This window comes from Fodinibius roseus (assembly GCF_900129315.1).
GTDB lineage: Bacteria > Bacteroidota > Rhodothermia > Balneolales > Balneolaceae > Fodinibius > Fodinibius roseus.
In genome coordinates this window covers 27,591-40,985 of the sequence record NZ_FQUS01000024.1, presented here as the reverse complement: position 1 = coordinate 40,985, position 13,395 = coordinate 27,591, and the positions used below count along the sequence as shown (strand labels likewise).

Here is a 13,395-nt window from a genome sequence, read left to right as displayed (position 1 = left end):
TTGTTGTTAAATTGAACTTATTTTTTAAAAAAGGTATACGAGTTGTCCGAAGAGGAATCTTCCCGGTATTCCATTTCCAAAGACAAGGCAATAGCCTCTAATACTTCCTCCAAAGGCTGACTATCGGTAAATGACCCGGTAAACCGGCGGTCTCTCAGCTGTTCCCCGTTATCACTTTCTATCTCTATGGTGATATTATAGTACCGCTCCAACGTTCTCTTTACTCTCAAAAACTGTTGATTGGAGAAGACCAGTTTCCCCTCGGTCCATCCAAGGTGAACAGCAAGATTCTCTACTTCTGTTACCTCGGCAATGCCCGCAGGTGACAATGATCCTTGCTGGTTATGCGTAATTTCCTTCCCGTTACGTTTAGCTGTATCCTGTTTCGCTCGCAGCGCAACCTTCCCTTCCGCTACGGTTACCTCTACTTGTTCATCCTCGGAATAGGCGCGAACATCAAACTGCGTACCCAGAACTTCCGTCACCGAACGATCCGTCACAACCAGGAAGGGGCGGGCTGAGTCTGTCGCCACATTAAAGAAAGCCTGTCCCTCAAGCTCCACTCTGCGAAGAGAATCGGAAAACGTCTCCGGCGTAATCATCTTACTTCCGGCATTCAGTATAACCCGCGTGCCGTCACTGAGGCGAAGATGGGTACGCTGCCCGTGTTCGGATACGATTTCCTTATTAGTGGGAACCCGGACATCAGAAACAGGTTCTCCCCGCTCCCCGGGAACCGTAAAAAGAAGGATCACGGTAATCATCGCCGCGGCGGCGGCTACCAAACCCCATTTAAACTTGGGAGCCCTTTTATTAGCAGATACCTCTGATCCTTTCTTTTTAACCGCCTTCAAGCCGGCAATATCTTCTTCCTCCTCATCCTCTTGCTCTTCAAAGTCTCTTCCATGCCGGATATTGTACCGCAACCAGGCCGAATCCACATCCCAGTCCTCTTTTGACTCGGCCGGGGTCTCCAGCAGCTTTTCGACAAATAACATAATCTCTTCATGATCCGGATCTGAATCAATCCATTTTTGGACCTCGGCATGCTCTTCGGGACTGCTTTCCCCCTGCACGTATCGCAGAATTTTTATCCAGCTGATATCTTCCTCGTTCATCTAAAAGTTATTTCTTTTGAATGCTTCATTAGTTATTACCGGAAAAACCGGGTATACCCCTACAAACTTTTTTATTTTTTTTAAAAGTACTTGTAATGCCTTGTGCGGTTGGTTTCCGGGTAGCCTTTCAATGGCCGCAAGACCTGAAATTATTGATGTAGTAAAGACGCTGACAGGAGCCGGTGCCCAATGGAATGTTTCCTTAACAACAATACAAGGGGGTTACTGTATCAGGCAGACAGACCGGAGGCCGTTAAAACAATACCAAATACGTTGACATAAATGCGCAACAATGTTTCTCCGGAAACGGATAGGAATGAGCAATATAATTCGGATTACGGGCAATGAGTATTTACTCAGAAGGGATTGGATTACAGCCCTAAACCCACGCGCACCGATAATCCTAAAAGAATTGATTTGAGCGTCTTAAAGAGGATTCAAATGGAAATGCCTTCGGATGATATAAAATGGGACAGTTCCTGGCGGAGATGTTTTAGCGAACGGCTGATTTGTGTTTCCACGGTTTTGATAGAAATTCCCAGTACTTCTGCAATTTCCCTGTAGGTCAGATGGTCCTCCCGGCTCATCAAAAAAACATCACGGCGGCGATCCGGCAGCTTGTCAATAGCGGTCTGTACGGCTTGCTTAAACTCCTTGCCATTTATTTCTTCTTCCGGACTCACTTCCCTGCTTTCCAAAAATGTCAGATCATCGAGCTCAGCAAACGCATCCCGTTTTCGTTGATTTAAATGCTTAAAGGATTCGTTACGAACAGCGGTATACAGGTAAGCCCTTAATTTGCCATTCGCCTTGAGTCCCTTCCGGTTCTTCCAGACCTTGTGAAAAACGTTGTGGACAACATCTTCCGCCGTGGCTTTGGACTTTACATAGCGAAAGACAAATTGGCATAAGCGAGGATAATAAAACCGGTATAGCGCTTCGAACCCTTCCTTTCTTCCTTCCCGGATCTCTTCGACCCATCGGTTTTCACGATCAGTACGTTCCTCGTTTGTAGCTGATTCCATACACCCGGTCATTATTTTTTAAGCTCGGCGTGCCGATTTAGATGATCTGCCCCTTTTGCGGTTGTTTAATTAAGAGTTTTATAATTCATTAGCAAATATTTTATCCCTCGAAATTCAGGCGACTGTTTTAAAATAAAAATACATCCTGTCGGACTTACCAAATCCTACTTCGATTCCGTCAAACTTGGCCGGATTCCGATCCCTTCTTCGTTAAATTGGCCACCATTCGTCTCAAAAGAGCCCAAAATTGACTCGAATCGTCTGACTCTCCGTGCTCTCTCAGTCAGACAGGCTCCTTGTGAGAGTTGTCAGCGGCCGGACAAAAAATCTTCCACAAACTCATCGTCATTCAAATGGGGATAGCTCTCATACACCCGGTCGATCTCTTCCATCTGTCCCTCGGAAAGCGTTTCATCCGGATTCAGGCACCATCGCCCCTCTAACAGTCCCTGCCGCCGGAGTATTTCATGGATTCCGGGGATGCAGCCGTGAAAGTCGTGCTCGGCGTCAAAAATAACCGCATTGGTATCCGTCACTTCGATGCCTCTTGTCAGAAGTTCTGTAAGGTCGGCTCCTTCGTGATCTCTTTTTTCTTTAATCTCTTCCAGCAGTTCCACCGCCTTCCGGGTCCATACCGCCCAGTGTCCCAGTAGTCCCCCTACGATCGACTTCTCCCGGTATTTACCGTTGACCTTAAACCGGTAGGTGGTTAACAGGTCCGGAATGATATTGTCATCATTGCCGGTGTACAGGGCAATATCCTTATATCTGGAGGAAGCACAAACCGCTCGTACCACATCCAGGGTCTGATACCGGTTGAACGGAGCCATTTTAATAGCATGGACAGTGGGAATTTCAGCAAAGTCCCGCCAAAAGTCATAACTGAGCACCTGTCCCCCTACCGCCGGCTGCAGGTAAAATCCAAACAGGGGAATCTTTTCCCCCACTTTTTCCGCTCTTTTTATCAACTCCAGCTCGGAGTACTCCGAAAGTCCGCCCATGCTCAATAATCCCATGTCGTACCCGAGAGAAGAGGCCAGTTCCGCCTCCCCGATCGCCTGGCGGGTGGGTCCCACAATACCCGCAACCTTCACAAAGGGGCGGTCTAACGAAGCGTTATCCACCTCTTCTGAACCGAGACGCAATACCGGCTCAAACAGGTCAATGTCCTTGTCCCGGATTTCAAACTGCGTGGAATGCACGCCCACGGCGACACCACCGGCGCCACTGGCGATATAATAGCGGGTCAGCAACCGTTGTCGTTCTTCGTCTAATTCGCGGTTGGCGTTCAGGGCCAGTGGATGGGCCGGAATGACCGTACCCTCATGTAATAATTCTTTTATCTCTTTCTTCAACATCTGTCTATCTCTGTCTTATCTTAGAATTTACCTGATCGCACCTGAAAGTGTGTCGGTTTGTCAATTGTTTTTTGATCCCGCTGGACCCACTCTGCCGTCCATTCTATGATCTGGTTCAGGGAAACCGAGGGATAACCGAAAAGTTTATGGGAATGAGAAGCATTGTTCAGCAGGGAAGTCGGCTGTTCTTCATTCACAAACTCCGGTTCCTGTTCGAATATTCTGCCAAACTGGTGGGCGACCGACCGGACCGATATGGTTTCCGGACCGGTCACATTCAGTAGCTTGGGGGGCGTTTTACAGTGCAAAAGCGACCGCAGGGCGATTTCATTGGCGTCCCCCTGCCAAATGACATTCATATGACCGTTTCGCAGGTCAATAGGTTCTTGTTGGTAGACTGCTTTTGCTATTTCCAGGAGGTTTCCATATCGCATTTCCACCGCATAATTGAGGCGGAAAAAAAGCATCGGGATGTCATAACGATGTGAAAAATGTTCGAAAACCCGTTCTCTGCCCAGACAGGACTGGGCGTATTCTCCGACGGGGCCCGGGTCCGTTTGTTCTGTTGCGCCTCCCGAACCGTAGGGAACAAACGGATAAATATTTCCTGAAGAGAAGGCAACTATATTTGAGTTTTTGAACTTTTCCGCCACGCGTCCGGGCAGGTAGGCGTTCATGGCCCACGTCAGGTGCTCATTCCCTGAAGTCCCGAATTTCTTGCCCACCAGGTACAGTACATTCCCGGGCTCGGGAAGAGCCTGCAATTCCTCTTCGTTCAGCAAATCCGCTGCAATGGTTTCAATGCCGTAATCATCCAACTCCTCACGCTGCCCGGGGTCCGAAAAACGGGAGACGCCGATGACTTTCTGATCGCTTCCGCATGCCTTGAATGCACGGGTCGCGAGTTTCGCCATACTGGGCCCCATTTTACCTCCGACCCCCAGTATCATGATATCACCTTCAATCTTCTTAACGTCTTTTATTAACCGATCTGAAGGTTTCGATAACCGATCTTCCAATTCTTCTAAAGATTTCATAAAAATAAATTTTTAAAGTTTCCGAATGCTAATCCGAATAATACGAGTAATCCGATGATACCCAGAAGGTTGTCGAATTTTTTGTTTACCAAAGCTCCCATGAGATCCTTGTCGTTTGCCAGAATAAAAATTCCGGCCCCGATAAAAGGTACAATAAAAATAGTGATTCCCTGGGCAAAAACAATGAGCTCGAGCGGGAGTTTTCCGAATATGATGGCGATGGTGGCCCCGGCAATCATAATTAGCGAAATACAAATCCTGACCGGCTTGCTGCTCAGATCACTGCCCAGTGACAAGGCATCCGCAAGCAGCGTCCCCCCGATGGTAGCATTGCCTATAAGCGAGGAGAACGAGGCCCCAAACAGTCCCAGCATGAACAGTGATACCGCCCAGTTTCCAAAAAGGGGCTGAAGGGCCAAACCCATATCCGAGGCCGAATTGACCTCGATTCCCTGGGGATACAAGATAGCGCCGCTTCCCACCAGTATCATCGCCGAAATACATCCCAGAATAAAGATGCCCGAGAAGCTCTCCTTGACTACTTTTTTGACTTCTCCGCTCTTCCAGCCCTTTTCCTGCACCAGGTAGGACTGGTAAAAGGCCCCCACAATAGAAAAACTGGATGCCACCAGTGCCACCACCAGCAACAGCGATCCCGCCGGTATGGAGGGTACGGCTCCCTGCACGACCTGCGTAACATCCGGCTGGGTAATGATCAGGGTCAACAGGAAGGATACCAGCATGATGCCCACCATGAGAATCATCACTTTTTCCAATACCTTGTAAAAGGACTTGAAAAACAGCAGCAGGATACCACAGACGAGGACCAATAAAATCCAGGGGACGGTGGAGGTTCCGAGCGGTTCCGCAAATGCCACGCCGGCTGCAACGGCATTACCCGCCTGAAAAGAAACCGTTACCAGGAAGATCCCCACGCCTGTAAATAATGAGGCCCACTTTCCCCACCTCTTCTTAAAACTTTGCAGCAGTGAGTGTTCGGTAGCAATCCCAATCCGGGCGCCCATGCCCGTAAAAGCCATCATCAGGATGGTGGATATTATGATTACCCACAGGAGCTCGTATTCATAGATGGCTCCCAGCTTGGAGGTGATGGTCAAACTACCCGGACCGAAAACCAGGGCGGCGGTAATGATACCCGGACCTAAATAAGCCAGCCATTTTTTCGTAATGGTGCTGACATCCTTATCGTTGTCATTTGTCATAATGTACTCAACTGATCTATTGCCGAATTCCTACGTTTGGGCCAGTTTCTGCCGGAAGCCGATATCATTTTGCTGCCTTACTATTTTCGCTTGCCCGAATGCAGTCGATCCGAGAGCAACGCGTGCTTTTTCAACCCCGAACCGTTCTGGGTATGCTTTCAGAAGTAAGCCTTAATATATTACACTTATCGGTTTATTCAAGCGCTTTCTGATACCCGAATATCCTCCGGTGTCTTGTTTACTAATACACATAAATACTCCGGGAGTATTATAAAAATATAATTTCAGTTCTTTATGCATTTGCTCTCTTTATACTCCATTTACCTGAAAATCAACCTGCCTTACCCACGAAAAACTAATCGCAGAGGTGGCTAAAATACAGAATTCAAACGCTACTGCTCATCCTCCGGTAACCGATTCCGAACTTCTTCCACTTCCCCGGGGGTAATTTCGGATACGTCATTTCCCAGCTCGGTTCGGATATAGGTCAGTATACGGGCAATTTCCGAATCACTTAAAAAGTCGAAAGCCGGCATCGACTCGGCGTATTCCCGGTCGTCCTCCGCCGCAGGTTCCACCTTGCCGGTCAATACGGTCCGGATCAAGGCCTCCTTGTCGCCCGTAACGGCCGACGATCCCTTCAGAGGCGGGAAAGTCCCGTGAATACCTCCGCCGGCCGGCATGTGGCAGGATGCACAATGCTTCTGATATATCAGGGCTCCTTCGGACAGATTTTCGGAGAAGGAGGCCAGGGAATCCGACACCATTTCTTCCAGAGATTTAATCCCCTCTATCTTCTCGTCCTCAGAAATCTTGAAAAGCCTCAGAATGCGATCATCTTTGGGCATTGGGAAATTTTCCTGTTCTTTCCAATCCCGATTACTGGTGGCAACGTATACGTCCCCCGACGGCGAAACAGTTACATCCCGTAATCTGCCGAATACCTTTTCCAGGTAAAGCCGGTCCCCCTCAATAGCCGTTCCTTCCCCGGACAGCGGCAGGACATGCAGCGTGGCGTCTTTTAATGTAGATAAGATCAGCGAATGCTGCCATTCCGGTATATTAGCTGACCCGTAATAATCTATGCCCGCCGGGGCAATGGTGGGAGTCCACGCCTTCAGCGGTTCTGTAATGGATGAATCGGCACAAAACGCCTGTTCGTCCGCCCTGTCACAAAATCCTTCGACATCGGGCCACCCATAATTTCTGCCTTCTTTGATTACGTTTATTTCATCGTCCGTTGCCACTCCATGTTCGGAGGTATACAACAGTCCCCGGTCGCCGTACGTCAATCCCTGCTGATTTCGAAATCCCCAAGCCCACACCGGACTGCCGGGAAAGGGGTTATCTTCGGGGACAGTGCCATCCACATTTAGCCGGAGAATCTTACCGCCCAATGAACGGATATCCTGGGCATTCTCTTCGTTACCGGCCTCCCCGGTGGCAACCATTACTTTTCCCCCGGGAGAAATCTTCAGCCTGGAGCCGTTATGCCCTTTCCCCCCCGGAATCTCCAGCAGCTGTTCAGCCTCGCTCAGCGTGTCCGGACCGACGGTATAGCGTACGAGGTTCAGGGTAATCCGCTCACCCTCTTCCCCTTCCCTGGTATTGTACAGCAGGAAGATATACGGAACGTTTTGCTGGTCAGGATGAATGTCCATTCCCAGCAAGCCCGGCGTGGTTCTCAGGTACACATCCTGCAGCTTCAGCATTTCAATCATCTCCCCGGTCCGGGGATTCAGCTTACTGACGATCCCCTTTTGCTCGGACATCCATATCCAGCCGTCCGGCCCCCACGTAATTTCCCAGGGAACCTCCAGGCCCGAAGCAATGGTACTAACCCCGACCGTTGTAGAATCCAGGGTAAAATAGGTTTCAGCCTTGGATTCCAGGGAAGGAACTTCGTCAGTCCCCCCGCAACCCCATAACAAAGCCAGCGTCAGAACGGTAAAAAAACGGCCACAAGTTCTCATAAATATCCGTTGCCAGAGTCTTTCAAAACCCTGAATATTAACATTAAAAATAACATCCGCATTCTCTGTTTTTTTAACCTCCAGTCAATATAACGGGAAAGGGTCTTCTGCTATCTACCTGGAGAAACCAATTGCTCATAGTGTTTGGATGATTTAAAAATACCGCCACTCTCCCTGTAGAAGTGCCTGTTTAACTCAAAAGTACCATCCGTGACTTTCGTCCATGGAGCATGTCCCGACGGATGATAATCCCGCATGGATTCCCAGTTCTGATAATTCATGTCGCCGTTTGTTTCCATGACCCCCATATTCAGTCCCGGAAAGGGGTGCAAATGAGCGGCCAGCAGTTTATGCCAGTCAACCAAAATAGGATTCACAGTCAGATCTGAACACACGCAGGGAATATCCTCTTCATAGGCCAACCTGGCAATCTTGAGAGAGATGCTCAGGGTCTTGGCGATCCCTTTCAGGACCAGGACCTGGTAGCCCTGTTCAATGCGCTCTTTGGCATCCGCTACATTATGAACACTGTCATCGGCAGCGATGGGGACCCCTACCCCGGATACATCCTGACTGTTATCTTCGCTCAGGGGCTCCTCCACAAATAAAATACGATCCAGGGCCCCTATTTCCTCCGCATGATCGATAAGCCGCTCCAGTGTCTTTCTTTTCTCATACCGGCCATTGGCATCCATCGTGTATATGATGTTACCGTCGGGCGTCTGGGAAGTCGATTTGTCTTTAAGGGCATTATGAATTTGAGACAGGCGGTCCATATCCTTGCGCAGCATCTCCTCCTGGCTGCCCGGCTGACCCGTTTTAATTTTGATAATAAAGTAGCCCCGGTCCACCGCATCTTCTATCGCCTCCAGCGACATGCCATAGGAAACCTGAAACATAATTCCTATGCGGTCATTGTGATACGATAGCGCCGGTTTAAAAGGTTCCGGGATCATGGTCCCGAAAGTGGCCCGGTTGTTTTCTTCCGCATACAGCAGCCATGCGGCGTTGTCCAGACCGATCAGGGCATTCAATATGAAATTTTCGTTGACATCTTCCTTCCCTGTTATCCGGCGGGCTTCTTTTCTGAGCTCGGGAAGCAAGGAATCAATCAGCGCTACCGGGGTTGCAAAAGAAACAGACCTGCTCATTTGCAGCGCCCGTTCCGTCAGCGCATACATCAAGGCATTACTGCCGGCTTCAGACCAGGAGGCAAACAGATCCATATCCCCGTAGAGTACGCTCTGGGTCCCCAACCCCACTTTGGTGTGCCCGTTTTCCGATGTTAACCTGACGACCGTCTGCCACAATTCCGAAAGATAACCGCCCTTGAAACCAAACGGGATTTTTAGCTTTTCCCGCTCAAAGTTCGATCGCGTTTCAGCAATTCTTATTTCATTTTTATTGCTCATAACTCAAATAGTCCCTTTTCCTTTACTTCAAGAGAGCTTTGAAAAAAACAGGAATTTTGTTCAAGGTCGAGGCTCCGGGGAGGTTGGAATCGCAGCATTGATTATATGTGAGAATTTCAACCGACCAATAACGCCGACATCGGGCAAAAGAGCAGGTTTACAAAGCCCTCTTTAAAATTTAAAAGTATTTCTATCTCTCTGCGAGGGATATACCACATCCAATGCGTATTATTTGGCCTTACGCATTTTCTCTTGCTTTTGCCATCACATCGTCTAAGGTTACCGGTTCCCCCCCTCTGCGTTTGCTTTCGTCGGCAGCCTCCATAAACGCATATATTTCCAGCGTCTCTTCTCGGCTTATCGGCGGCTGGCCCGTCTTAAAAAATTCCACGATTTCGACCAGCAGCGGCCGGTAGCCATTATAGGGACCGATTTCAACTTCGCCCTCCTCTCCGAAGGCTCTGCCGCCGTAACTGTGCTTCCCGGACCGGCGTCCCCGGAACGTCCCGATACGCCCGTCTTCCCAGGTCCCGACCACCACGTCGGTATCATCGCTGTGTACGCGGACCACGCTTTCGCAGCCGGTCTGCATAACAGTAAACAGGATCTCCACTCCATGAATGCCGTACCAAAACAGATCCGGGTGGGTCTCTTCCAGGCTGGCGGGACTGTAGGTATCGGCGCCCGTCACTTTGCCTATCGCTTCTCCGTTTCTGATTGCATAGGCGTTCTCCATATACCGTAGGGAAGAGGAAGAAAAGGTCGGTACGTCATATCGCTCCGCAGCGTCATAGATGGCGATGGCATCGGACAGCGATCCGGCCACGGGCTTATCGATGAATACAGGCTTGCCCGCTTCAAAGACGGGCAGAGCCTGCTCGAGGTGCCGGTTCCCGTCATTGGTTTCCAACAACACCACATCCACCCTGTCCAGCAACGCATCAATGGAATCGACGATTTCCACGCCCATTTCCTTCATCTGCTCGGTATAGTCCGGTATTCTGCTGTAGCTCGACTCTATTTTCAAACTCCCTTTCGGATAAGCGGCCACCACCGGAAACCCGGCCAGTTCGGGCGCCACTTCCGGATCGTTCAGCGCTTTGGCGAAGGCCGTACTGTGGGAGGTATCCAGTCCGATAATACCCACTTTCGTTTCTTCGGCGGGTCTCGGCCGGCTAAATAAGGCGGCCGGGCTTTGCAAACTCATGCCCAACCCTGCTGTTGCGGCTAACTTTATGAAATTTCGACGATTTACTGATCTGTCCATAGATAGAAATTATGTTTAGAAATTTAGTTTGTCACGATACGAAGTTATTCCAGGCAGCTTACACATTTACTCCCACAGCTGGTTTGGCCATCCGATACAGGTCTTATCATCTGTCAATTCGTCTGACCACAACATCTTCCGGCGCAGGCAAAACAACGCATAAGGGAAGACCTCAGGAGTAGTTTTTTTATCAGCCACTATGACCGTCTCCCAAAGATACAGGCCAATATTGCGATATTGAGATTTTATTTTACGGCATTGAGATTTTACTGACTTTCCCCGGAATCAATTTCCCTGATCTTGATATTCCGAAAAGCAACCTCGTGACCGTGGTCCTGCAGGAGAATATGTCCCTCTGACGCTTCTCCAAAATTTTCATGCTCGCTGTACTTGCTTTCGGCAACGAGATTCCGGAACTCTTCACTTCCCCGGGTATATTCCACCACTTTCTTTCCGTTCAGCCAGTGCTCCACGTGATCTCCCTCCGCGACGATACGGGCTTTGTTGAATTCCCCGATAGGATTGACTTCCTTGTTCTCGGCCCTGTACAGTTCATACACGGAAGCCAGCGTCCATGTACCTTCGACATCGGGTCGGCTGTCATCGATAAGCTGGTACTCCAGGCCTACGGCCGATCCCTCGGGTTCGGGATAGATCTCCTTGACAAAATATTTGATCCCGCTGTTGGCTCCTTCGGTCAGTTTAAATTCAAGCGAAAATTCAAAGTCTGAGTACTGGTTTTCGGTGATGATATCTCCACCAAACTCAGCTTCTCCCCCGCCGGAAGCAACTACTTTGAGCAGACCGTCTTCCACTTTCCACCCTTTTTCAGGGAAGTTTTCTTTATAAACGCCCCTCCACCCGTCGGTGGTTTTTCCGTCAAAAAGAAGCACCCATCCTTCCTGCTGTTCTTCGCTGGTCAACGTATTGATCTGCGACTGTCCGGTCGGACTTTTCTGCTCCTGCTGATCCGATTCCCCGCCTGACGCTTCTGAAGAAGCCTCATCGGAGCTGCAGCCAGCCGCTGTGAACAGCAGTAGCAAAATCATAACACCCAGGTGCTGAGAGATATTTCTATCAATATTCAAAAAACAATTCCAATTTTTCATATATTCAATAAGTACTTTAAAATTTATTAATAATTGTTATAACTGATTGCAAGGTTTCCGGTTACGAAAATTTATAAGGAGCCGTGTAATCATATGATCGGCCCACCCGGCACCCCGGGCCACAACCATAAGCATCCCGCTACTCAATCCGGTCAGCAGCGTGGGATGCGCCCTGTAGCATCGGGATCATCCTTCCTGCGGGTCACACTGCGGGCTGCGAATAGAGCCCGCTGTTATCTGAACCTCACATTTAAACGCATCTCCCGGTCTCCAAGTCACCTTCAGGTGTCCCGGGATCGGTTTTTCGATCCATTGCACTTACCACTACATTACCATTGTCAACGCAGTGAAACGCCGGCGCGAGTGCTCCAGCCCAATTAAACAGTGGGCTCCCATCCCGGCTCATATTCCCGGCCCCACAGCTTCATCGCTTCCTCGTCGTTCACAATCTTGCCGGTGCCGGTATCGCAATTGAGCGTTCGGCCCGTACGGTGGGCGATATTGCCCAGCTGGCAGAGCACGACACTTTTGTTGGCATCTTCGATGGGAGAGTTCAGGCTGCTACCCTCACGGATCGCATCCCGGAAATTCCCCAGGTGGGCAGCATCCAGATCGAATCCGGGTCCCGTCGTGTCCAGGGCGTCATCCCCTTCCACCGTAACCTTCTCCAATTCATTGCCATTATTGTCAAATCGGGAATACCCGTTGCCGTGAATGACCAGGCTTCCGTCGGTACCATGGAAGGAGGCTCCCACAGAGCTTCCCTCGATAGGTTGACCGTTACAGCTTCTCCCCTCCCAGGATATGGATTTTCCATCCGCAAAATCGTAGGAAGTCAGCTGCGTATCCGGAGTCTCCCAGTCATCGTCATAGGCATAGCGTCCCCCATTGGAGCTTACCTGCTCGGGGTAATCCACCTCAAGTCCCCATCGACACAAATCAATAAAGTGGGTGCCGTTGTTGAGAATTTCCCCTGTTCCCCAATGCCAGAACCAGTGCCAGTTGTAGTGGATCAGGTTATCCTTGTACTCCCTGCGCGGGGCGGGGCCCTGCCAGAGCTCAAAATCCAGTCCCGACGGTACCGGGGCCGTCTTACCGTGACCGATGGATCCCCGGGTATTGGCATACCAGGCGCGGGCAAAATAAGCATCACCTATGGCGCCCTCCTTCACTTCCTGTATCCCCTGTACTACGTTGGACCAGGAACGGCGCTGGTTCCCCATCTGTACGACTTTGTCGTATTTACGGGCAGCTTCCACCAGCAGTTCTCCTTCGCGGGGATTATGGCTGCACGGCTTTTCCACGTAGACATGCTTGCCCGCCTTCATTGCTAAAATGGAGGCCGGGGCATGCCAGTGGTCGGGTGCGGCAATGACCAGGGCATCCAGATCCTTGTCATCCAAAATACGCCGGAAATCCTTGACTTCCTGCGGTCTTTTTTCCTGTCCCCCCGCCTCTACCGCTTTCATGCCGTTTTGGATAGCCTCATCATCCACGTCGCAAATATACGCTACCTCAGCGCCCGGCAGAGCGGCAAAGCCTTCCGCCAGGGCAGCTCCCCGGCTGTTGGTGCCCATCACTCCTACAAGAACTTTTTCATTGGGTGATCCGCCGGCAAAAACCTGTGGTGCCCCGGCACCTGCAATTCCCACGCCTAATCCCAGGGCTGACATTTTTTTCAAAAAATCTCTTCGCTTTATTTTGTTATCCATAATATGTGTTGATTTATTTATGAGTATAGTCTTTTAGAAACCTTTGCAAAACCGTTTTATTGCTCGATCTCTACATTTTCAATAGGTCAAAATCCTCCTGTACAAGCGACACGCTGCGGTTTTAAAACCAATCGGCCTTTGGTGTTGAAAAAACCCACTTC

At 49.9% G+C, this 13,395-nt stretch carries 10 protein-coding genes; all 10 read right to left on the bottom strand.

The features are described 5' to 3' along the window. Positions 1-17: 17 nt before the first annotated feature. The 10 genes from BUB16_RS17625 to BUB16_RS17580 all read right to left on the bottom strand — a co-directional run bounded on the left by BUB16_RS17625 (position 18) and on the right by BUB16_RS17580 (position 13,234). Positions 18-1,118 carry a FecR family protein gene (locus tag BUB16_RS17625; protein WP_073067534.1) on the bottom strand — a complete coding sequence of 367 codons (1,101 nt, stop codon included), beginning with the start codon at positions 1,116-1,118 and terminating at the stop codon, positions 18-20. 437 nt (positions 1,119-1,555) lie between these two features. Continuing rightward, entirely contained in the window at positions 1,556-2,143 is a 588-nt protein-coding gene (locus BUB16_RS17620; RefSeq protein WP_073067533.1) for an RNA polymerase sigma-70 factor, read from the bottom strand. Between the two features lie 308 nt (positions 2,144-2,451). After that, a complete protein-coding gene (locus tag BUB16_RS17615) occupies positions 2,452-3,501 on the bottom strand; it encodes a dihydrodipicolinate synthase family protein (protein WP_073067530.1) in 1,050 nt (349 codons plus the stop codon). Positions 3,502-3,521: 20 nt separating this feature from the next. Next, positions 3,522-4,538, bottom strand: a complete 1,017-nt coding sequence (locus tag BUB16_RS17610) for an NAD-dependent epimerase/dehydratase family protein (RefSeq protein WP_073067528.1) — start codon at positions 4,536-4,538, stop codon at positions 3,522-3,524. Continuing rightward, complete coding sequence (locus BUB16_RS17605; RefSeq protein WP_073067527.1) at positions 4,535-5,761, bottom strand: Nramp family divalent metal transporter; 1,227 nt, start codon at positions 5,759-5,761, stop codon at positions 4,535-4,537. Before BUB16_RS17605 ends, BUB16_RS17610 begins: the two co-directional genes overlap by 4 nt. A 392-nt stretch (positions 5,762-6,153) precedes the next feature. Further along, entirely contained in the window at positions 6,154-7,734 is a 1,581-nt protein-coding gene (locus BUB16_RS17600; RefSeq protein WP_084088407.1) for a PQQ-dependent sugar dehydrogenase, read from the bottom strand. A gap of 110 nt (positions 7,735-7,844) precedes the next feature. Beyond that, entirely contained in the window at positions 7,845-9,146 is a 1,302-nt protein-coding gene (locus BUB16_RS17595; protein WP_073067525.1) for an enolase C-terminal domain-like protein, read from the bottom strand. A 238-nt stretch (positions 9,147-9,384) separates the two neighbouring features. Beyond that, positions 9,385-10,413: a Gfo/Idh/MocA family protein gene (locus tag BUB16_RS17590; protein WP_073067523.1), complete on the bottom strand. Its 1,029-nt coding sequence runs from the start codon at positions 10,411-10,413 to the stop codon at positions 9,385-9,387. A 266-nt stretch (positions 10,414-10,679) separates the two neighbouring features. Further along, positions 10,680-11,501, bottom strand: coding sequence for a 3-keto-disaccharide hydrolase (locus tag BUB16_RS17585; RefSeq protein WP_211483223.1), 822 nt, complete (start codon positions 11,499-11,501; stop codon positions 10,680-10,682). A 398-nt stretch (positions 11,502-11,899) separates the two neighbouring features. After that, positions 11,900-13,234: a Gfo/Idh/MocA family protein gene (locus tag BUB16_RS17580; RefSeq protein ID WP_073067521.1), complete on the bottom strand. Its 1,335-nt coding sequence runs from the start codon at positions 13,232-13,234 to the stop codon at positions 11,900-11,902. Positions 13,235-13,395 lie beyond the last annotated feature (161 nt).

Coding starts and splice junctions, on each gene's coding strand:
- BUB16_RS17625 (WP_073067534.1), bottom strand. CDS start 1,118: ATGAACGAGGAAGATATCAGCTGGATAAAAATTCTGCGATACGTGCAG.
- BUB16_RS17620 (WP_073067533.1), bottom strand. CDS start 2,143: ATGGAATCAGCTACAAACGAGGAACGTACTGATCGTGAAAACCGATGG.
- BUB16_RS17615 (WP_073067530.1), bottom strand. CDS start 3,501: ATGTTGAAGAAAGAGATAAAAGAATTATTACATGAGGGTACGGTCATT.
- BUB16_RS17610 (WP_073067528.1), bottom strand. CDS start 4,538: ATGAAATCTTTAGAAGAATTGGAAGATCGGTTATCGAAACCTTCAGAT.
- BUB16_RS17605 (WP_073067527.1), bottom strand. CDS start 5,761: ATGACAAATGACAACGATAAGGATGTCAGCACCATTACGAAAAAATGG.
- BUB16_RS17600 (WP_084088407.1), bottom strand. CDS start 7,734: ATGAGAACTTGTGGCCGTTTTTTTACCGTTCTGACGCTGGCTTTGTTA.
- BUB16_RS17595 (WP_073067525.1), bottom strand. CDS start 9,146: ATGAGCAATAAAAATGAAATAAGAATTGCTGAAACGCGATCGAACTTT.
- BUB16_RS17590 (WP_073067523.1), bottom strand. CDS start 10,413: ATGGACAGATCAGTAAATCGTCGAAATTTCATAAAGTTAGCCGCAACA.
- BUB16_RS17580 (WP_073067521.1), bottom strand. CDS start 13,234: ATGGATAACAAAATAAAGCGAAGAGATTTTTTGAAAAAAATGTCAGCC.